Genomic DNA, 20,634 nt, shown 5'->3' with positions numbered 1-20,634 from the left:
ACTATTCGCCAGTGAATATAAGGAATTATAGTTATTCATTTTTCTTTATAATTCACCTTACTGTTCTGCTTTTTTTTTAATCAGTACAAATAGAACGACTTATTCTATTCATAACAAACAAGCATTAGAAAAAATAATCCAAAAGCGTCAAATTTATAATCAATATTTTATTTGACGAAATTAAAAACTACTGATAAATTCGCCGTCATTGAGTCACGGTGTACACATCCTATAACACCTCTCTACTTACTCCACCAAACTCCAGACTACTGAGTAACACGCTCAGACAATTAGATGGTAGCCAAATGGGTTAGATATCCGCCAAGTATTAACTATACTTAGTGTGGATTTTTTCTATTTGAGACAAATTAATGACAGATAAAATCATTGTCGGATGGCGCGAATCACTAAGCCTTCCAGAACTTGGTATTAAATTAATTAAGGCAAAAGTTGATACTGGCGCCAAAACTTCTTGCTTGCATGCTTTTAAAGTAGAGCCCTTCACAAAGGATGGTGAAGACTGGGTCCGCTTCTGGATTCACCCAGAAAAGCGTAATAACGATTTTGTGCAAATCTGTGAAGCACCGATCGTAGACCGACGCAAAGTAAAAAGCTCAAGCGGTCAAGAAGAGATGCGCTACGTCATCAAAACAATGATCCGACTCGCAGGCCAAGAGTGGCCAATTGAAATTACATTAAGTAACCGAGAAACAATGGTGTTTCGTATGTTACTTGGAAGAACTTCAATGCAAGACCGCATTGTTGTAGATCCATCGTCATCTTACCTTGTTGATTTTGAGGAAACTGTATAATGAAAATCGGTATTTTATCGCGTAACCAATCTCTTTACTCTACTAGCCGTTTAATTGAAGCTGCTGAGAGCCGTGGGCATGAAGTAAAAGTGATTGATGCATTACGTTGTTATATGAATATCAATTCAGAAAAACCTCAAATTCACTTCAAAGGTGAAGAGCTGGTTGATTACGATGCAATCATTCCACGTATTGGTGCTTCTGTTACTTTCTACGGTACTGCAGTATTACGTCAATTTGAAATGATGGGTGTATACCCAGTAAACGAATCTGTTGCAATTACTCGTTCTCGTGACAAATTACGTTCAATGCAATTACTGTCACGTAAAGGCATCGGTATGCCTATTACTGGCTTTGCAAGTAAACCAGATGACGTTAAAGATTTATTAGACATGGTTGGCGGTGCGCCAGTTGTGATCAAGCTCTTAGAAGGCACTCAAGGTATTGGTGTTGTTCTTGCAGAAACGCGTAAAGCAGCAGAAAGTGTTGTTGAAGCATTCATGGGCTTAAAAGCAAATATCATGGTTCAAGAGTTCATCAAAGAAGCTGGCGGTGCTGATATCCGTTGTTTCGTTATTGGTGGCAAAGTGATTGCAGCAATGAAACGTCAAGGTGCAGAAGGCGAGTTCCGCTCTAACTTACACCGTGGCGGTTCTGCATCACTGGTTAAATTAACTCCTGAAGAGCGTAAGACAGCGGTAGCTGCTGCAAATATCATGGGCTTAAATGTTGCAGGTGTAGATTTACTTCGCTCTGATCGTGGTCCACTAGTTATGGAAGTGAACTCATCTCCGGGCTTAGAAGGCATTGAAAAAGCAACAGGTAAAGATGTTGCAGGCCTAATTATTGATTTTATTGAGAAAAATGCAGCGACTAAAAGGACTAAAACTCGTGGCAAAGGCTAAAAAAAATCAAGCGTTTGAATTATTAACGCACTCGGTTGCACCTGGTGAAAGAAAGGTAATTGAGATTGAAGCCGCTAAGCTTTATACGCATTCACCTTTATCGATCCCTGTTGAGATCATTAATGGCCAGCATGCTGGCCCTATCCTGATGGTAAATGCTGCCATTCATGGTGATGAACTTAATGGTGTTGAAATTGTACGTCAATTAATCAATAACATTGATCCGAAGAAACTAAAAGGCACACTGATTGCTGTGCCTATTGTGAACGTCTTTGGTTTCATTCATAAATCACGCTATCTTCCTGATCGCCGTGATTTAAACCGTTGTTTCCCTGGTTCTGAAAAAGGGTCTTTGGCATCTCGCATGGCAAATACCTTCTTCACTCAGATTGCACAACGTTGTGATTATATTGTTGATTTACATACAGGTGCGATTCACAGAACGAACCTTCCTCAACTTCGAGCTGATTTAAGCAATCCTGAGACATTACGTATTGCACATGCATTCGGTACTCCTGTGATTGTTGATTCACCTCTTCGTGATGGTTCTCTTCGTAGTGAAGCTGAAAAGTGCAATATCCCGGTATTAACCTATGAAGCAGGTGAAGCATTGCGCTTTGAGCCAATTGCGATCAATGCAGGTTATGTAGGTGTACAACGTGTAATGCAAGCAATTGGCATGTTAAAGGCAAGCAGAAAACGCTTACCTGAAGCGGTTATAGCTAAATCAACAAGTTGGTTACGTGCAGAAAGCGACGGTATTTTACGTACGGTAGTAACGCTGGGTGAACAAGTTGAAAAAGGCCAAGTTCTGGCTTACATCAGCGCACCGCTAGGCCATAGTGAAATTGAACTACGTGCACATAAAGGCGGCATTGTTATTGGTCAACAAACCTTACCTTTAGTTAACGAAGGTGATGCTGTTTTCCATCTTGCTTACTTTACGGAAGATGACGAAATGGTTGGTCAAACTGTAGAAACTTACATTGATGAAATCATTGAGGCTGATACTGATCAGCTAACTAATGGTCAAATCGCAGTTCCTAGCGTTTAATCACATAGCTAACATCAAATTTTAAAAGAGAGGTTCGCCTCTCTTTTTTGATCCAAAAAATCACTGAACATCAATAATTTCGTATTGCTGTTTTTTCCCAGCTAAGTTCAATTCAAATTCATCCCCAAGCTGCTGCCCTATCATTGCTTTCCCTAATGGTGCAGATGGTGTGAGCAATGAAAACACTAAGTCTTGATGAGCCACTTTCACTCCACCCGCCGATGGACCAATAAAAAAAGTACTTTCAACATCATCTTGATTCACTAGCGTAACCAAAGCACCTTGGTTAATGCTGCTGTTTTCTGTATAAACCAACCTTGGTAATTTTCGATAAGCTAAGATATCAGCCTCACATTCAGAAACTCTAACGGCTTGTCCATGTGCCAAATAAGAAGCTTCTAAACCAAACGTCTCATACTTACTTCGAGCTATCGCTTCTTTATCTGTTGCTTGGTCAATCGCTCTTTGAGTAGCATCCAACGCTAGTTGATGGATCTTGCGCAACTCATCAATAATCGAATCTAATAATGCTTCTTTATTTATCATCTTATATAACCCATAAAGTAGAACCACTGATGATAACAAAAATAAAAGGGAATGCTTTAAATACAAAAAAGGCGCTTTAATTAGCGCCTTTTTTATTTCATTCTATTATGAATATTACTCTTCGTCGAAGTCGTACTCGTCTTCTTCTTCATCACGAGCTGCTTCGTATGCTGCTTTTTGAGCTGCCGCTTTTTCTTTCTTACGTGCGATCATTTCTTCACGCTCAGAACGTTGCTCTGATTTACGCTCGTTACGTACAGCTTGGTTTTTAGCAAATTCAACAAGCTCTTTTTCAGCCCATTCAACAGCTTCAGCTTCAGTTTCAAAACCAAGTTGACGTTTAGATACAACCGTTCTGCGAGAAGTTACTTGGCGTGTAATTTCAGCAGCCCAAGCGTTACGTTTTTCTACAATACGGTAATCAAATTTTGCCATTTTTATTTCCTAGAATTCGATAGTTAAGGGATAGATCATTGAAAAAATTCCATCTATAACTGCTGCATAATCACAGCATTCCTTTAATGCCCGCTATTAGAACACATCTAGCCAAAAATGCACCAAAAAGATGTGAACTCAAGCAAGCTTTCATTCTGTTTCCATCATTACTTTTTTACAACGAGATGATTGCGGTTATCACGACTACTTCGAATTAGCTCATCACCTTGTACAATATCTTCCGATTTTGCCAAGCGATCATATAAAAGAACATTCACTGTCGCAGCTAGGTTCATGCACCCTACTGTAGGAACATAAACAACATGATCAGCACGATCAGCTACCTGTTGAGTTATCGAACCATCTTCAGGACCAAAAACATAAATTGCTTTATCTGGATGTTGAAACTGAGGAAGAGATACCGCTCCTTCAGCTAATTCAACACAAACTACTTTCATGTCCTCTGGTAGATCGTCTAATAAGCAATTTACGCTTGTTAATGGGATTTTACTGGCAACTTTTTTCGTATCCGTTTGAAATTTAGCAGCACGATCATATCGCTCACCAGTATAGCGAACATCATCAACTTGATAACAACCAGCAGCACGCATTACTGCACCAACATTTGTCGGACTTTTTGGATTACTTAACCCGATAGTCACATGCGTTTTTTTCATTGCTTATTCCAACAGATAAAATTAAAAAAGCATTCTAACAAAAAAACCGCTGAAGCCTAAACTTCAACGGTTTTATTTGAAAAGAGCCGTCTTTACCCAACCCTTTTATTTATTATAGAACAGAGTCTCAATTCAATATTAAGATTATTATCACATTTTTACACATTAGTGATAACCAACTGATTATTAACTTAAACATCAAGAGTGCATTTTATAAATTCATCTTAATAATGCGTTAAATCAACCAATGTTCTTACGTGCATTTTGGAACATACGCATCCAAGCACCGTTCTCGCCCCAACCTTCTGGAGACCAAGAGTTTGCAACTGTACGGAATACACGCTCTGGGTGAGGCATCATGATAGTCACGCGACCATCCGTCGTTGTTAAACCTGTGATAGCGTTTGGCGAACCATTCGGGTTGTTCGGGTATTGCTGCGTTGGGTTACCGTGGTTATCAACGTAACGTAGAGCAACCGTACCTGAATTTTCAATCGCGTTTAGGTGGTCGTTGTCACGCACTTCTACGCGGCCTTCACCGTGAGAAACCGCGATAGGCATACGAGAACCTTCCATGCCGTTGAAGAATACAGAATCAGACTTCTGAACTTCTACTAGGCTGAAACGTGCTTCAAAGCGCTCAGATTCGTTGCGAACGAAACGTGGCCAGTACTCAGCACCTGGGATTAGATCACGCAAGTTAGACAGCATCTGACAACCGTTACACACACCTAGAGAGAAGGTATCTTCACGCTTGAAGAAGTTTTCAAACTGGTCACGAGTAGAGTCGTTAAACAGAACTGACTTAGCCCAACCTTCACCAGCGCCTAATACGTCACCGTAAGAGAAGCCACCACATGCCACAAGGCCGTTGTACTCTTCTAAAACTGCTTGACCCGTTAGGATGTCGCTCATGTGAATATCAGTTGCTTCGAAGCCTGCACGGTCGAACGCTGCAGCCATTTCAACGTGAGAGTTAACACCCTGCTCACGTAAAATTGCCATCTTAGGTTTAGCACCTGTGTTGATAAACGGTGCAGCGATATCTTCGTTTACGTCAAAGCTTAGTTTCACGTTCAGACCTGGATCTGAGTTGTCTTTCTTCGCTTCATGCTCTTGGTCAGCACATGCTGGGTTATCACGTAGACCTTGCATCTTATGCGTCGTCTCAGCCCAGATAGTACGAAGTTCAGTACGGTTACGTTCAATCACTACAGACTCACCAGATTTAATCACTAGCTCATCAGACGCTTCAACAGAACCGATTACGTGTGAACACGCTTCTAGACCGTTTGCTGCAAGCGTAGAAAGAACCGCGTCTAGGTCATCGTTGCGAACTTGGATTACCGCACCTAGCTCTTCGTTGAACAGTGCTGCTAGAGTGTCTTCGCCTAGCGCTTCAATGTTTGCGTTAACACCACAGTGACCTGCGAACGCCATCTCAGCAAGAGTAACGAATAGACCGCCATCGCCTTTATCGTGGTAAGCCACAACTTGGTCGTTAGCAACCAGTGCTTGAACACCTTCGTAGAAACCTTTTAGCTGTGCTGCATTGTCTACGTCTGCTGGCTTATCACCAAGCTGCTTGTAAACTTGCGCTAGTGCCGTTGCACCTAGGCGATTTTTGCCGTTACCTAGGTCGATAAGAACTAGTGAAGTGTCGCCTAGTCCTTCAAGGTTATCAGGGGTGCGAAGTTGAGGCGTAATCGTCTTACGAACATCTTCAACACGAGCAAATGCAGTGATAACAAGAGATAACGGAGACGTGACTTCTTTCTGCTCGCCGTTCTCTTCCCACTTAGTCTTCATCGACATTGAGTCTTTACCCACTGGGATAGTTAGACCCAGTGCTGGACATAGCTCTTCACCAACTGCTTTCACCGCTTCGTAAAGACCTGCATCTTCACCTGGGTGACCTGCTGGAGACATCCAGTTAGCTGACAATTTAATGTGTTTGATATCGCCGATGTTGGTCGCTGCGATGTTAGTGATTGCTTCACCAACCGCTAGACGAGCCGATGCGCCGAAGTCTAGTAGTGCTACTGGCGTACGCTCACCAAGAGACATCGCTTCACCGTGATAAGAGTCGTAACTTGCTGCTGTTACAGCACAGTTAGCAACAGGAACCTGCCATGGGCCAACCATTTGGTCACGAGCAACAAGACCAGTTACCGAGCGATCACCAATAGTGATAAGGAATGTTTTCTCAGCGACTGTTGGTAGACGAAGAACACGGTCAACCGCTTCGTTCATTTCAATACCAGAACGGTCAATCGCTGGGTTATTTGCTTTTAGCGTTTTCGCATCACGGTGCATCTTAGGTGTTTTACCTAATAAGATGTCCATTGGCATGTCGATTGGCGTGTTGTCGAAGTGTGAATCTTCAAGTTTAAGCTCACGCTCTTCTGTTGCCTTGCCAACTACGGCATATGGTGCACGTTCACGCTTACAAATAGCATCGAACGTTGCCATATCTTTATCAGCAACTGCCATAACATAACGCTCTTGAGATTCGTTACACCAGATCTCAAGTGGGCTCATGCCCGGCTCATCGTTTGGCACGTCACGTAGGTTGAAGATACCGCCACGCTCGCCATCGTCTACTAACTCAGGAAGGGCATTCGAGATACCGCCTGCGCCCACATCGTGGATGAATGCGATTGGGTTCGCATCACCTAGCTGCCAACAACGATCGATAACTTCCTGACAACGACGCTCCATCTCTGGGTTTTCACGTTGTACCGAAGCGAAATCTAGATCTTCAGAAGAAGAACCAGAATCCATAGAAGATGCTGCACCGCCACCAAGGCCGATGTTCATAGCAGGGCCACCAAGAACGATTAGGCTTGCACCTACTGGGATCTCTTTCTTCTGAACGTGCTCATCACGAATGTTACCAAGGCCACCAGCTAGCATGATTGGCTTGTGGTAACCGCGAACTTCAACACCGGCGTGAGAGTTAACTTTCTCTTCGTAAGTACGGAAGTAACCTAGTAGGTTTGGACGACCAAATTCGTTGTTGAATGCCGCGCCACCAAGAGGACCTTCAAGCATGATATCCAATGCTGTAACGATACGGCTTGGCTTACCAAAGTCTGTTTCCCAAGGTTGAACAAAGTTCGGGATCTTAAGGTTAGATACAGAGAACGCCACAAGACCAGCTTTTGGCTTACCACCAATACCTGTTGCGCCTTCATCACGGATTTCACCGCCTGAACCTGTTGATGCGCCCGGCCATGGAGAGATAGCTGTTGGGTGGTTGTGCGTTTCAACCTTCATCAAGATGTGTGTTTTCTCTTGGTGGTAGTTGTACTGGCGAGTTTCAGGATCTGGGAAGAAGCGACCTACTTCAGAGCCCGTCATAACAGCTGCGTTATCTTTGTATGCAGAAAGTACGTTATCAGGAGTAACTTCAAACGTATTCTTAATCATCTTGAACAATGATTTTTCTTGCTTAACGCCGTCGATAGTCCAATCAGCGTTGAAGATCTTATGGCGACAGTGCTCTGAGTTCGCTTGTGCAAACATCATTAACTCGATGTCAGTCGGATTACGCTCAAGTTTTTCAGTAAAACTTTCAAGCAGGTAATCAATCTCATCTTCCGCCAAAGCAAGACCAAGGGTAACGTTTGCGTCTTCAAGCGCTTTACGGCCACCAGTCAGTAGATCGACTTCTGTATACGGTGCAGGTTCAGATACAGCAAATAACGCTGATGCTGATTCGAAGTCAGTGAAAACCACCTCCATCATGCGATCATGAAGAATTGCTTTTAATTCAATTAATTGAAGTTCTGATAACTCTTCAGAGCTTTCAATATAAAATGCCGTTCCACGCTCTAAACGTGCAATTTTATCTAAACCACAGTTATGAGCAATATCAGTAGATTTTGAAGACCAAGGAGAGATCGTTCCTGGACGAGGAGTGGTAAGAAGCAATAAGCCTTCAGGCTCATGTTCTTCAATGGTTGGACCGTAAGTTAGTAATTTTTCTAATTTCTGTACTTCAGACGCATCAAGCTCTGCTGTTACATCAGCAAAATGTGCAAACTCAGCATAAATACCAGTAACAGGTAAACTCAGCTCGCGACAAAGCTCAAGCAGCTTGTTAACACGAAATTCAGATAGAGCAGGTGAACCACGCAAAATTCTCATGTACTAGGTCTCTTTGGCAATGAATTAAAGGTAATATTGGAATAGTTTCATGAGATTAGATGTATATAACTCAATTAAATACTCATGGCTCATAGTGACTATGCCGATGTTACCTCTGCTATTGCGAGCGCATTATAAAGGATTTTTTTTTGTGAAGTAACACCAAAAGCAACCGTTTGCGTATTTTTTTAAAAAAAAGGGTAACGAACCGTAATTTCCTTAAAATAGGACAATAATTAACCATACAATGCACTTTATCTGTCTCAATATCTAATTATTGTTGTAATTTGTTACCGCACTTTTGCCTCTTTATTTACCATTTGATATAACTACGCCTTAAATTTTAAAAAGAGCATCCTGACTTGAGCCGCATTCGACATCACCGATTCATACAATCTTGTTTGGTTATTTCTACCCTTTTAATTACCTTAACCGGTTGTCAGGTAGAATCTGAACCCAAAACCAAACTAGAGCAAATTAGAGAACGTGGCATCTTACGAGTCAGCACATTAAATAACCAACTTTCTTATTATATTGGTTCAAATGGTCCTACGGGATTAGATTATGATCTTGCTAAAGCATTTGCTGAAAAGTTAGAAGTAAAACTAGAGATCACCCCTGCATATACTTATTCAGGCTTATTTCCTGCTTTGGAACGTAATGAAGTCGATATCATTGCAGCCAACATGACGATCACCCCTGAACGCTTACAAAAATTCCGTCCAGGTCCTGTCTACTATTATGTCAGCCAACAAGTCGTTTATAAGAAAGGAAGTTGGCGACCACGCAACATAAAAAACCTAACTCAACTTGATGAAAACCTTACTATTGTTAAAGATTCAAGTTTTGAAGGTACGCTTATAAAATTAAAAGAGAAATACCCAAATCTTGATTGGAATACCGCAGCAGATACTGATGTAAGCGAGCTTTTGAAAAAAGTAGCAACAGGTGAAATACATTACACTTTAGCTGATTCGGTAGAGTTATCATTAACTCAACGTATTCATCCCGATCTGGCTGTTGCTTTCGAAGTTACAGAAGATCAGCCAGTCGCATGGTTCTTACAACAAACCGAAGATGACAGTTTACAAGCGCTATTAATTGAATTTTTTGGTGAGTTGAAAGAAAGCGGTAAGCTTGCCCTTCTTGAAGAAAAATATTTTGGACACGTAGAGTCTTTTGATTATGTAGATACTCGCGCCTTTATCCGTGCATTAGAAAGCAAACTACCAAAATGGGAACCGCTATTTAAGAAATACGCAGGTGATTTTGATTGGCGATTCCTTGCTGCTCTTTCTTATCAAGAATCTCATTGGAACCCACTTGCAAAATCACCAACTGGGGTTCGTGGTATGATGATGCTAACTCTACCAACAGCCCAATCTGTAGGAGTTAAGAATCGTTTAAACCCCGAACAAAGTATTCGCGGTGGTGCAGAATATTTACGTCGAATAGTAAAACGAATTCCAGATTCAATCACCGAACATGAAAAAATTTGGTTCGCACTGGCTTCATATAACATCGGTTTTGGTCATATGATGGATGCAAGGCGTCTAACACAACGTTTAGGTGGTGATCCTGATTCATGGACTGATGTAAAAGACAATTTACCACTGCTTCGTCAACAGCGTTATTACCGATACTTACGTTATGGTTTTGCACGTGGTGATGAAGCGCAAAATTACGTTGAAAATATTAGACGTTATTATCAAAGCATTATTGGTTACGAACAAGAACAAGCGAACAAATTAAAACAAGAAGAACTGACAGTTGAAGATCTACAAGTCATCGATGTTCCTCTGTCATCAGCGGAAGCCAGTGTTAGCCAAGCGATTGAGACCAAAAAGTAATTTATAATTATGAATCTTATCTCAGATTCATCGTCATAATACGGTAACAATAGAGGCTTAATCTTCATTCCACATCATCTATTTTTATGCGCGTTTTACAAATACAATAAACGCGCTTTTTATTCGTTTAATTAGGGGAGTTTATGCTCTCTGGTAGAAGAAAACCAAAAAGTAAAAGTACACTCAGAAGCAGTACACAACGCCGTAGAAAGCTACTGAATAACCATAAAAAAGTCTTACAGCGTCAACGTTCATACGCTCAAGCATTATTCGACACAGGCGAACCCTTCTCTTGTCGATAGACATACAAAAGAAAAAGGCAAACCAGTAATGGCTTGCCTTTTTAGATCCTATTCGTCTTTATTTCTGCTCAGCTTCTCTTCTGGCTTTTTTCTCTTCTTTCTTCTCTTTACGTCTTCTTTTAAAAAACGCCTGCAACTGAGAACGACATGCCTCTTCCATCACACCTGATTCACATTCAACAAAATGAAACGCCGTTGCTGAAGTAAACAAGTTTATCACGCTTCCTGATGCCCCTGTTTTCATATCTGATGCACCAAAAATAACGCGTTTAATACGACTATGTACAATCGCGCCTGCACACATAGGGCATGGCTCTAACGTAACGTATAATGTCGCATCAACTAAACGATAGTTTTCAATTTTACTACCCGCTTGTTTAATTGCCATCATCTCAGCATGAGCAGTTGCATCATGAGTACTGATTGAGCGATTCCACCCCTCTCCGATAATTTCATCATCCAAGACAATCACAGCACCAACAGGAACTTCACCCTCTTGCTCTGCGATAGCAGCCAGTTCCATTGCTCGTTGCATATAAAAGCTAGCATCTCTGCTTTCTTGTTTAACACTCATTTATTCAGCTAGCTCTTGTGCTAAAAATTCAACCAATAAACGAACCTTAGTTGAAAGGTGTCGGTTATTTGGGTACACAGCCCAGATCCCTTCTTTTGGCTCACGATAAGGAACAAGGATCTCCACTAATTCACCTTTATCCATTGACTCTTGAACATAAAAATCAGGCAGCTGAACAATACCTAAACCTTTTAATGCTGCATTGGTTAATGCCGCTCCGCTATTACAGTGAACAGAACCTTTTACTCTTACGCTTTTTTCTTTTTTATTTTCAATAAAGCGCCAAATAGGCAAGCTACCAACTAAACAGTTGTGTTGCGATAGTTCAGATAAGGTATGAGGCTCACCATGTTTCTCAATATAACTAGGAGAAGCACATACGCGCACTTGGCGGCTAGATAGACGTTTTGCCATCATAGTTGAATCGGTTAAACGCCCTAATCGAATCGCTAAATCAAAATCTTGCTCAACCAAATCTAATGTTTGATTTGATAACACAAGTTCAAGTTCAAGCTGTGGGTACATCAGCATAAAGTCACTCAGTAATGGTGCGATCAATTGCTCACCATATGTCACTGAAGAGGTAATTTTTAAGCGCCCTTGCGGAGTTGCGTTTAGCTCTGTAATAGCTCTATCAGCTTGTTTTAAACCTTCAACTAAATGACGACAATGTTGATAATAAGTTTGCCCAGCCTCCGTTACAGAAACTTTTCGAGTTGTTCTTATCAATAGTTTAATTGAAAGACGATCCTCTAAGGCCGCGACTTTACGGCTAATTTGAGCAACAGAAGTATCAAGAGCCCTAGCGGCTCCAGTAAAGCTTTGCGCTTCAGCAACGGCAACGAATTCCGTTACCCCTTCCCAATCAATCACAGGCTATTCTCCACTACTATTATTACGTATTCGTAAAAATTATTTACCATTCTAACGTATTATCAATTGATGCGAAATACTTATAATGGCCACATCAAAACGAGAGAGCAGAAATAAAAAACTCAACTACGCTTTAGTTGACTGCTCATCCGAATATATTAAAAGGAAAATCCAATGGCGCTTGATATTAAACCTGGTCAAACTCACATTAAATCTAAAGCAATGGTAGCTTGGGCTGCTGGCGAACCTCTTAAAATGGAAGAAGTGGATGTTCAACTTCCTAAAGCGGGTGAAGTTTTAGTTCGCATCGTTGCTACTGGTGTTTGTCACACTGACCTATTCACTCTATCTGGTGATGATCCAGAAGGTATCTTCCCTTCAATCTTAGGTCACGAAGGTGGCGGTATTGTTGAAATGGTGGGTGAAGGCGTAACTGGTCTTGAAGTCGGTGACCACGTTATCCCTCTTTACACTGCTGAATGTGGTGAGTGTAAATTCTGTAAATCTGGCAAAACTAACCTTTGCCAATCGGTTCGTGAAACTCAAGGCCAAGGCCTTATGCCTGATGGGACTAGCCGTTTCTCTATTAACGGTGAAACTATCTTCCATTACATGGGTTGTTCTACGTTCTCTGAATACACAGTTCTTCCTGAAATCTCTTTAGCGAAAGTATCTAAAGATGCCCCTCTTGAAGAAGTTTGTCTTCTAGGTTGTGGTGTTACTACTGGTATGGGTGCTGTTCTTAACACTGCTAAAGTTGAAAAAGGCGACACAGTTGCTGTATTCGGTCTAGGTGGTATCGGTCTTTCAGCTATCATCGGTGCAAAAATGGCTGGTGCAAGCCGCATCATCGGTGTTGACTTGAACGAAAGCAAATACGAACTGGCTAAAAAACTAGGTGCAACTGATTGCATCAACCCAATGAACTACGACAAGCCAATTCAAGAAGTGATTGTTGAAATGACTGACGGTGGTGTTGATTACTCTTTCGAGTGTATCGGTAACGTTAACGTTATGCGTTCGGCTCTTGAGTGTTGTCACAAAGGTTGGGGTGAATCAATCATCATCGGTGTTGCTGGTGCAGGTCAAGAAATCTCAACTCGTCCGTTCCAACTAGTAACGGGTCGTGTATGGCGTGGCTCTGCATTCGGTGGTGTTAAAGGCCGTACTGAACTTCCAGGTATCGTTGACCGTTACATGCAAGGTGAGTTCGCTCTTGATGACTTCATCACTCACACTATGGGTCTTGCGGATGTAAACGCTGCGTTCGATCTAATGCACGAAGGTAAGTCTATCCGTACTGTTCTACATATGGATAAATAAGAACTAGGGTCTAGGGTCTAGGGTCTAGGGTCTAGGGTCTAGGGTCTAAAACATTGTAATTCACTTAATATCAAAGTCCGTTAGATTTAATTTAACGGACTTTATTTTTTATACTGCATGCGTTTATTAAAGGAGCCATCTTTTAATAAACGTATAAAGCAACATTTTTCAAAGTAACTGGAATAATCATTATGTGGAACAAACTTCGTCATTCTTTGCCTCTGCAATTACTACTAGCAGCATTACTTGCTTGGTTTATTACACTATTTATTTCTCCAACAACTGACGTAACCCAAGCGGCTTGGTACCAAGTAATCATGTTAGGAAAAATTACCTATATTGGTTTACTCAAAATGGTGGTCGGTTTAGTGGTAATGCTTTCTTTACTTCAAGGTATTACAAGCATTGGCTCTATCACCCGCTTAAAACAAGTAGGTCGAAATACGTTATTGTTTTACAGTTTCACCACATTATTAGCGATATCTCTTGGTTTAGGTGCATCATTATTGATGCCTGCATGGCAACCTCTTACAGAGTTTGCTCCTGTTGGTGACAATGTTCAGCTCATTAGTGAAGAATCCGCTGGTGGTGCAGCCATTGCAAGTAAGTTATTAAATATGGCTTTAGTAAATCCTGTTGCAGCATTAACCAATGGGAACTTACTCGCTATCGTTGTGTTTTCATTTATGTTGGGACTGGCTTTACTTTCATCACTACCAGAAAAGCATCCTGTTTTTGATGTGCTCAGCGGTTTAAATAAAAGCATTAATACACTAGTAGGTTGGATTATTCGCCTAGCTCCATTAGCTGTGTTTGCCATTGTTTTTGATTTTACTGTCCGAGGTGGCGAGTCTTTATTTCAACAATTAGCTCTGTTTGCTTTACTGGTCTTTGTTCTTACTTTAATTCATGGCGCAATTGTTTTACCAACAATAGCTAAAATAGCGACAGGCATTAAGTATACAACCTTATTTAAAGCGATCTCAGCTCCAATGGCGATGGCATTTGCAACCTCTTCTAGTTCTGCAACTCTGCCTCTAGCAATGCAAAGCGCACAAGAAAAGCTAGGGGTATCTCAAAGTACAAGCAGTATGGTGCTACCACTTGGTGCGGTAATGAATATGGATGGAACAGCGCTATTTGAAGGTGTTGCAGCTATATTCCTAGCTCAACTTTTTGGGGTCGATTTAACAACCTCAGGGTTAGTCATGATCTTTATTATGGCAATGGTATCATCTGTTGGCGCTCCTGGTATGCCATCAGGATCCATGTCGGGTATGCAACTGGTTCTGTTAGCTGCTGGGATCCCTCTAGAAGCCATTGCGATCTTATTAATTATTGAACGCCCACTTGATACTTTCCGTACAGCGGTTAACGTTGAGGGAGATATGATTGCGGCTTTGGTTATTGATAAGTGGCAAAAAGAATCAGCTAACAAAGAAGTGTTCACACAAAATATCCCTGCATAATGTTATGCAATAAAAAGCCCTCAATCTGTGAGGGCTTTTTTGTATCTCAAGTTTGTAGCTTAAATAAAAAATTACAATGTCAGTAAATAATTTACCAGTTGGTTGTATTCATCGTAACTACGAATGGCATTAGGTTTAACAATGTATTTATTGTTCACCAATACTCCTGGAACCCCTGTTAACGTACTTGCTTCAAACTGAATATCAAACTTACGCTGCATCGCACTCACAGCCGCACTATTATAAGCCTCATCATATTTATCAGGGTCAATACCATTATTGATAAAGACTTGACGAAGTTCATCTTCATTTTTTGGACGTTGCCCTAACTCATGAATCTGCTTAAACATAGCTGGTACCATTTTATCCTCAACCCCAAGTACAACCATAGTGGCGTACGATTTTGCCATAGGTACTGCCATATCATTTCCCATAAAAGCAACATGCACTTTTTCAAATTTGACGCTCTTCGCTAAAGCGGGTTTTAAATTCTTAATCACCGCTTCAAACTTATAGCAGTGCGGACAATAGAATGAAAAAAACTCCGTCACCTTGGGTTGGGTTGATTTCGCTACATCGAGAACTTGATAATATTTCCCCTCCTCAAACTGTGTAGCCTGAACAGAGAATGTAAACATAACTGCTGATAAAAAAACAAATAACTTTTTCATTGAATAAATCCTAAATCGATTAATAACATCGGTAAAAATACAAAAACTTTACATTAAGAATTACACAATTGGAGGGCGAAATAAGGTTTGATTACGTACGATGGCTTTTTCAGCTTGATCCACATTAATCAAAGCTAAAGAACTTAAAAGAGAATGCGTAACCACTAAAGATTGACCACATGACATTTTTAATAAGCACACAGATGCACAACAATGATGTCGCTCTGAACTGTAGCCTAATGACAGATCATGATCCCATTGAGCACAATCAGAAATAACCAAAGCGTTTATAATTGATGAGGACTTTTGATAAGGCGTAATGGTTTCACTAGAAGGTAATGAAGTATTAACTTGAGATGCAGCAAAAGAGCCTGCTGAAAACACCACAAGCAAAATTAAAAATAGTCCCCAAATTTTACTACTGCATTGGCTCATATTTATTCATACTCCTTTAATACAAGCAGCATATCTATATGACCCACCTTTGTCAGGTCTCATTTCATATTTCCCTTTTAAACTGAGATATCTACTCCATAAATACTCTATTCTACATTTATTATTACATAACCGTAAAAATCATTTTCATTTTATGGGGATTATCAACATCCTTGTTCACACTTATACTAGCCACATCAAAACGAGAGAGCAGAAATAAAAAACTCAGCTACGCTTTAGTTGACTGCTCATCCGAATATATTAAAAGGAAAATCCAATGGCGCTTGATATTAAACCTGGTCAAACTCACATTAAATCTAAAGCAATGGTAGCTTGGGCTGCTGGCGAACCTCTTAAAATGGAAGAAGTGGATGTGCAACTTCCTAAAGCGGGTGAAGTTTTAGTTCGCATCGTTGCTACTGGTGTTTGTCACACTGACCTATTCACTCTATCTGGTGATGATCCAGAAGGCATCTTCCCTTCAATCTTAGGTCACGAAGGTGGCGGTATTGTTGAAATGGTGGGTGAAGGCGTAACTGGTCTTGAAGTCGGTGACCACGTTATCCCTCTTTACACTGCTGAATGTGGTGAGTGTAAATTCTGTAAATCTGGCAAAACTAACCTTTGCCAAGCGGTTCGTGAAACTCAAGGCCAAGGCCTTATGCCTGATGGGACTAGCCGTTTCTCTATTAACGGTGAAACTATCTTCCATTACATGGGTTGTTCTACGTTCTCTGAATACACAGTTCTTCCTGAAATCTCTTTAGCGAAAGTATCTAAAGATGCCCCTCTTGAAGAAGTTTGTCTTCTAGGTTGTGGTGTTACTACTGGTATGGGTGCGGTTCTTAACACTGCTAAAGTTGAAAAAGGTGACACGGTTGCTGTATTTGGTCTAGGTGGTATCGGTCTTTCAGCTATCATCGGTGCAAAAATGGCTGGTGCAAGCCGCATCATCGGTGTTGACTTGAACGAAAGCAAATACGAACTGGCTAAAAAATTAGGTGCAACTGATTGCATCAACCCAATGAACTACGACAAGCCAATTCAAGAAGTGATTGTTGAAATGACTGACGGTGGTGTTGATTACTCTTTCGAGTGTATCGGTAACGTTAACGTTATGCGTTCGGCTCTTGAGTGTTGTCACAAAGGTTGGGGTGAATCAATCATCATCGGTGTTGCTGGTGCGGGTCAAGAAATCTCAACTCGTCCGTTCCAACTAGTAACGGGTCGTGTATGGCGTGGCTCTGCATTCGGTGGCGTTAAAGGCCGTACTGAACTTCCAGGTATCGTTGACCGTTACATGCAAGGTGAGTTCGCTCTTGATGACTTCATCACTCACACTATGGGTCTTGCGGATGTAAACGCTGCGTTCGATCTAATGCACGAAGGTAAGTCTATCCGTACTGTTTTACATATGGATAAATAAGTAAAAGCAAGGGGTTAGATACTCTAACCCCTATTCTACTTTTGATCTCCAAGTGCTTTATATAAAGACAGTATGCTTATCTGCGTGGGTGGCGCAATTTATAGGTAATCTTACTGAGTGTTTCATTCTTTATTTTAAAGCACTTCAAAATCAACCAGTAGATACCTATTCAATACAGTGATCTCGCTGATACGAATCAAATATAAAAGGGCTCATCATGACAATCGAAAATATCAGCCAAGCAAAAGTTGCGGGTGGTTGGCACAAACAATACACACATACTTCATCATCTCTAAACTGCAATATGCGCTTTGCTATTTTCTTACCTGCAAACGCATCTGAAAGTAATCCGGTTCCTGTTTTATACTGGTTATCAGGCTTAACTTGTACTGATGAAAACTTCATGCAAAAAGCTGGCGCTTTCAAAAAAGCAGCTGAATTAGGTATTGCTATTGTGGCTATGGATACAAGTCCTCGTGGTGAAGACGTTGCTGATGATGCAGAAGGTGCATACGATTTTGGCCTAGGTGCAGGGTTCTATTTAAATGCAACTCAAGCTCCTTGGAACCGTCACTATCATATGTATGACTATGTGACAAAAGAGCTACCATCATTAATCGAAGAGCACTTCCCTGTATCAGATAAAAAATCGATTTCTGGTCACAGTATGGGTGGTCATGGTGCTATTACTATCGGCTTAAAAAACCAAGACATGTACCAATCTATTTCTGCCTTTAGTCCTATTGCTAGCCCAATTAACTGTCCTTGGGGACAAAAAGCGTTAGGTTTATACTTAGGTGATAATAAAGAAGCTTGGTTAGAATACGACAGTTCTGAACTTCTGAAAAAAGGCTCAAAACTTCCAATCTTAGTTGACCAAGGTGAAGCTGACGGTTTTTTAGAAGAACAATTAAAACCTGAGTACCTTCTCTCTTCGGCAGAGAAATCAGGAACTGATATTGAAGTTAGAATGCAACCAGGCTATGACCATAGCTACTTCTTCATCTCAACATTTATTGATGAGCATTTAGAGTTCCACGCTTCTCACTTAAATAAATAACAGCATAAATAGAAAAAGCCCAGAGAGGATATCTCTGGGCTTTTTTATGTTATTTAGAAAATTAATCTTAGATAAATGCAAGTATTGGAGAGATACAAAGCAGAATACCAGTAATAATAATTAGATTAGTTGCTACCCCTTTGTACTTATGAAGTGTCGGTACTTTATACACAAGATAAGCTGGAATTAAACAACCTACCAAACCAAAAACAGGGCTACAAATCGAAGTAAAAGATAAGATAGGCGCATTCAAAGCAACAGCAGACCATGCAAGTAAAATAATGAATACAGTAATTAGTTTATTTACCAACTCTTTATTTATCGCAGATTCATCCATACGTCTTAATAGTATATTCATGGCAATACCACGACACGCTTCTTGGAATGCCATAAACACACCAAAGAATGATGTCACAACAGCGAAGATATTAATCACGATACCTGTAACCGTTGCCCAGCTACCAGGGAAGTAGTGTGCAATAATCGCTAATGCTGAAATATTTTTATTCATTGCTTCTGCCGCTTGCTCTTGGCTAATCGCAAAAGTAAAAGAAACAGCAAAGAAGAAAACAACAACAAACAAGATACCAAAAGCAATATTCATTGCTCGTAGCGCTTTAAAGCGAGCAACCTCAATAGATTTTTCATGTGAACGATATGAAATTACCATAGGGCTTAATGATTGGATAAACAAGATAGAAGTTAAAGTAAAAGGCAGAGTAATGATCGCGTCTTTTAGCATTGGTCCAAATGATCCCATTGCTGGAATATTTGCCATATCCCAACGAGATACTAGCAATAGTCCCATAATTGCCACCAAAGACAGAACCGTTACCGCCATAAACCCTGAAAGTTTAAATAATAATTTCTCGCCTTTAGAACCAATAAAAGCAAGTACACAGATTAGGCCTAAACCATAAAATACGTTATCGTTTAAGTGTCCCTCAGTCACACCAAAAGAATGCAAATATGATGAACTGTCATTAGTGACTGCTAGCGAGTAAACCAGCACCCAAATAACCAACATTATAAAGTAGAGAACGCCTAAAGCGATCCCCCAGTTTTTACCTAAATAACCAGTAATAACACCTGGGTAATCCGTACATGTCTTTGCTTCTGCGAGAGTGTTAATAAAAAGTTTTTGAAACAAATACATGGCTGGGTAACCAATAATTGAAGATAAAAGGAAAACCCAAAGCCCCATAATACCAACTTGAACAGGTAAAAAAACAATCCCTGCGCCTATGGCCATACCAATACTGATTACAATCCAACCAATATCAGTACTATCGAATTTCGTCGCTTTTTTCCACTCAGAGTCATTCATTCCATCTCTCTCATGATGATGACTCGGCAATGTAGCTGTGTTCATATAAAACTCCATCTTTGTGTAGGGTACGCTATTTTTTATTATTAATAATGCATCATACTTTCTAGGTATAAATGCAACTTTTGAAGAATTTACTCCTAATTATAAAAATAACAATGCAAATTTATTTGAAATGATAGCGAGATCTCAGTTCGAAAAATAAACACAAAAATAACAAAAACCTATTGCATTGCTTGTCAATTAAGCATAAATTCACCCAACAAGATCAATGCAATTATTTTTGCATAACTTGAAGAAAAACTTAAAATTCAAAATTTATTGCAAGTAAGTAGGTTTATATGAAAGAAATTATTGTTGCTGCATCTGCACCTGAAGCTATTGGTCCATATTCTCATGGCACACAATTTAACGGTCTCATTTTTACATCAGGTCAATTACCTGTAGATGGTTCTACTTCTAAAGTAGTTGAAGGTGGAATCACAGAACAGTCACAAATGTCTCTACAAAATTTAATTGCAGTTATTGAAGCTGGTGGCGGTGATGTAAACACAGTTTTAAAAACAACTTGTTACCTTGCAGATATTACTGACTTCGCTGCGTTTAACGAAGTATACAAAACCGTTTTCAAAACAGACTGCCCTGCTCGCTCATGTTTTGCCGTTAAAGATCTTCCACTTGGCGTATTAGTTGAAGTTGAAGCGATTGCACATCAAAAATAATAATTAGATATAAAAGGTGAC

At 40.4% G+C, this 20,634-nt stretch carries 18 protein-coding genes; 9 read left to right on the top strand and 9 right to left on the bottom strand.

Annotation, left to right across the window (positions count from 1 at the left end; genetic code table 11):
* Positions 1-371: 371 nt before the first annotated feature.
* Genes AAFX60_003515 through AAFX60_003505 form a run of 3 tightly spaced genes read left to right on the top strand, consistent with a single transcriptional unit; the run spans position 372 to position 2,771 of the window.
* Positions 372-812 carry an ATP-dependent zinc protease gene (locus AAFX60_003515; protein XDF78265.1) on the top strand — a complete coding sequence of 147 codons (441 nt, stop codon included), beginning with the start codon at positions 372-374 and terminating at the stop codon, positions 810-812.
* Positions 812-1,717, top strand: a complete 906-nt coding sequence (gene rimK / locus AAFX60_003510; GenBank protein ID XDF78264.1) for a 30S ribosomal protein S6--L-glutamate ligase — start codon at positions 812-814, stop codon at positions 1,715-1,717. The genes AAFX60_003515 and rimK overlap by 1 nt, the downstream gene beginning before the upstream one ends.
* Positions 1,677-2,771: a succinylglutamate desuccinylase/aspartoacylase family protein gene (locus AAFX60_003505; protein ID XDF78263.1), complete on the top strand. Its 1,095-nt coding sequence runs from the start codon at positions 1,677-1,679 to the stop codon at positions 2,769-2,771. The genes rimK and AAFX60_003505 overlap by 41 nt, the downstream gene beginning before the upstream one ends.
* Positions 2,772-2,831: 60 nt before the next feature.
* On the opposite strand, the gene AAFX60_003500 is transcribed toward AAFX60_003505, so the two are convergent.
* The 4 genes from AAFX60_003500 to purL all read right to left on the bottom strand — a co-directional run bounded on the left by AAFX60_003500 (position 2,832) and on the right by purL (position 8,581).
* Positions 2,832-3,317 carry a GreA/GreB family elongation factor gene (locus AAFX60_003500; protein XDF78262.1) on the bottom strand — a complete coding sequence of 162 codons (486 nt, stop codon included), beginning with the start codon at positions 3,315-3,317 and terminating at the stop codon, positions 2,832-2,834.
* A gap of 114 nt (positions 3,318-3,431) precedes the next feature.
* On the bottom strand, positions 3,432-3,752 hold the full coding sequence (locus AAFX60_003495; GenBank protein ID XDF78261.1) for a DUF3622 domain-containing protein: 321 nt from the start codon (positions 3,750-3,752) through the stop codon (positions 3,432-3,434).
* A 167-nt stretch (positions 3,753-3,919) separates the two neighbouring features.
* Complete coding sequence (locus tag AAFX60_003490) at positions 3,920-4,429, bottom strand: RNA methyltransferase (protein XDF78260.1); 510 nt, start codon at positions 4,427-4,429, stop codon at positions 3,920-3,922.
* Positions 4,430-4,669: 240 nt separating this feature from the next.
* Entirely contained in the window at positions 4,670-8,581 is a 3,912-nt protein-coding gene (gene purL / locus AAFX60_003485) for a phosphoribosylformylglycinamidine synthase (GenBank protein ID XDF78259.1), read from the bottom strand.
* Between the two features lie 362 nt (positions 8,582-8,943).
* On the opposite strand from purL, the gene mltF reads away from it, so the two are divergent.
* A complete protein-coding gene (gene mltF / locus AAFX60_003480; protein ID XDF78258.1) occupies positions 8,944-10,431 on the top strand; it encodes a membrane-bound lytic murein transglycosylase MltF in 1,488 nt (495 codons plus the stop codon).
* Between the two features lie 360 nt (positions 10,432-10,791).
* Here mltF and tadA read toward each other — a convergent pair whose 3' ends face one another.
* Positions 10,792-11,307 carry a tRNA adenosine(34) deaminase TadA gene (tadA, locus tag AAFX60_003475; protein XDF78257.1) on the bottom strand — a complete coding sequence of 172 codons (516 nt, stop codon included), beginning with the start codon at positions 11,305-11,307 and terminating at the stop codon, positions 10,792-10,794.
* Positions 11,308-12,180, bottom strand: a complete 873-nt coding sequence (locus AAFX60_003470) for a LysR substrate-binding domain-containing protein (protein XDF78256.1) — start codon at positions 12,178-12,180, stop codon at positions 11,308-11,310.
* Between the two features lie 174 nt (positions 12,181-12,354).
* Between AAFX60_003470 and AAFX60_003465 the strand changes: the two genes are divergently transcribed.
* Entirely contained in the window at positions 12,355-13,503 is a 1,149-nt protein-coding gene (locus tag AAFX60_003465) for an S-(hydroxymethyl)glutathione dehydrogenase/class III alcohol dehydrogenase (GenBank protein ID XDF78255.1), read from the top strand.
* Between the two features lie 191 nt (positions 13,504-13,694).
* Positions 13,695-14,972: a dicarboxylate/amino acid:cation symporter gene (locus AAFX60_003460; protein ID XDF78254.1), complete on the top strand. Its 1,278-nt coding sequence runs from the start codon at positions 13,695-13,697 to the stop codon at positions 14,970-14,972.
* A gap of 71 nt (positions 14,973-15,043) precedes the next feature.
* Here AAFX60_003460 and AAFX60_003455 read toward each other — a convergent pair whose 3' ends face one another.
* Both AAFX60_003455 and AAFX60_003450 read right to left on the bottom strand, forming a co-directional pair.
* On the bottom strand, positions 15,044-15,643 hold the full coding sequence (locus AAFX60_003455; protein XDF78253.1) for a thiol:disulfide interchange protein DsbA/DsbL: 600 nt from the start codon (positions 15,641-15,643) through the stop codon (positions 15,044-15,046).
* Between the two features lie 60 nt (positions 15,644-15,703).
* Complete coding sequence (locus AAFX60_003450) at positions 15,704-16,078, bottom strand: hypothetical protein (GenBank protein ID XDF78252.1); 375 nt, start codon at positions 16,076-16,078, stop codon at positions 15,704-15,706.
* A 277-nt stretch (positions 16,079-16,355) separates the two neighbouring features.
* Here AAFX60_003450 and AAFX60_003445 point away from each other — a divergent pair, with 277 nt between their 5' ends.
* Entirely contained in the window at positions 16,356-17,504 is a 1,149-nt protein-coding gene (locus tag AAFX60_003445) for an S-(hydroxymethyl)glutathione dehydrogenase/class III alcohol dehydrogenase (GenBank protein ID XDF78251.1), read from the top strand.
* Between the two features lie 217 nt (positions 17,505-17,721).
* Entirely contained in the window at positions 17,722-18,564 is an 843-nt protein-coding gene (fghA, locus tag AAFX60_003440; GenBank protein XDF78250.1) for an S-formylglutathione hydrolase, read from the top strand.
* A 67-nt stretch (positions 18,565-18,631) separates the two neighbouring features.
* On the opposite strand, the gene AAFX60_003435 is transcribed toward fghA, so the two are convergent.
* Positions 18,632-19,936 carry an amino acid permease gene (locus tag AAFX60_003435; protein ID XDF78249.1) on the bottom strand — a complete coding sequence of 435 codons (1,305 nt, stop codon included), beginning with the start codon at positions 19,934-19,936 and terminating at the stop codon, positions 18,632-18,634.
* Between the two features lie 296 nt (positions 19,937-20,232).
* Between AAFX60_003435 and AAFX60_003430 the strand changes: the two genes are divergently transcribed.
* On the top strand, positions 20,233-20,613 hold the full coding sequence (locus tag AAFX60_003430) for a Rid family detoxifying hydrolase (protein ID XDF78248.1): 381 nt from the start codon (positions 20,233-20,235) through the stop codon (positions 20,611-20,613).
* Positions 20,614-20,634 lie beyond the last annotated feature (21 nt).

Source organism: Aliivibrio fischeri (genome assembly GCA_038993745.2).
In the GTDB taxonomy this organism is placed as follows: domain Bacteria; phylum Pseudomonadota; class Gammaproteobacteria; order Enterobacterales; family Vibrionaceae; genus Aliivibrio; species Aliivibrio fischeri_B.
This window is presented reverse-complemented; position numbering and strand designations above follow the sequence as displayed.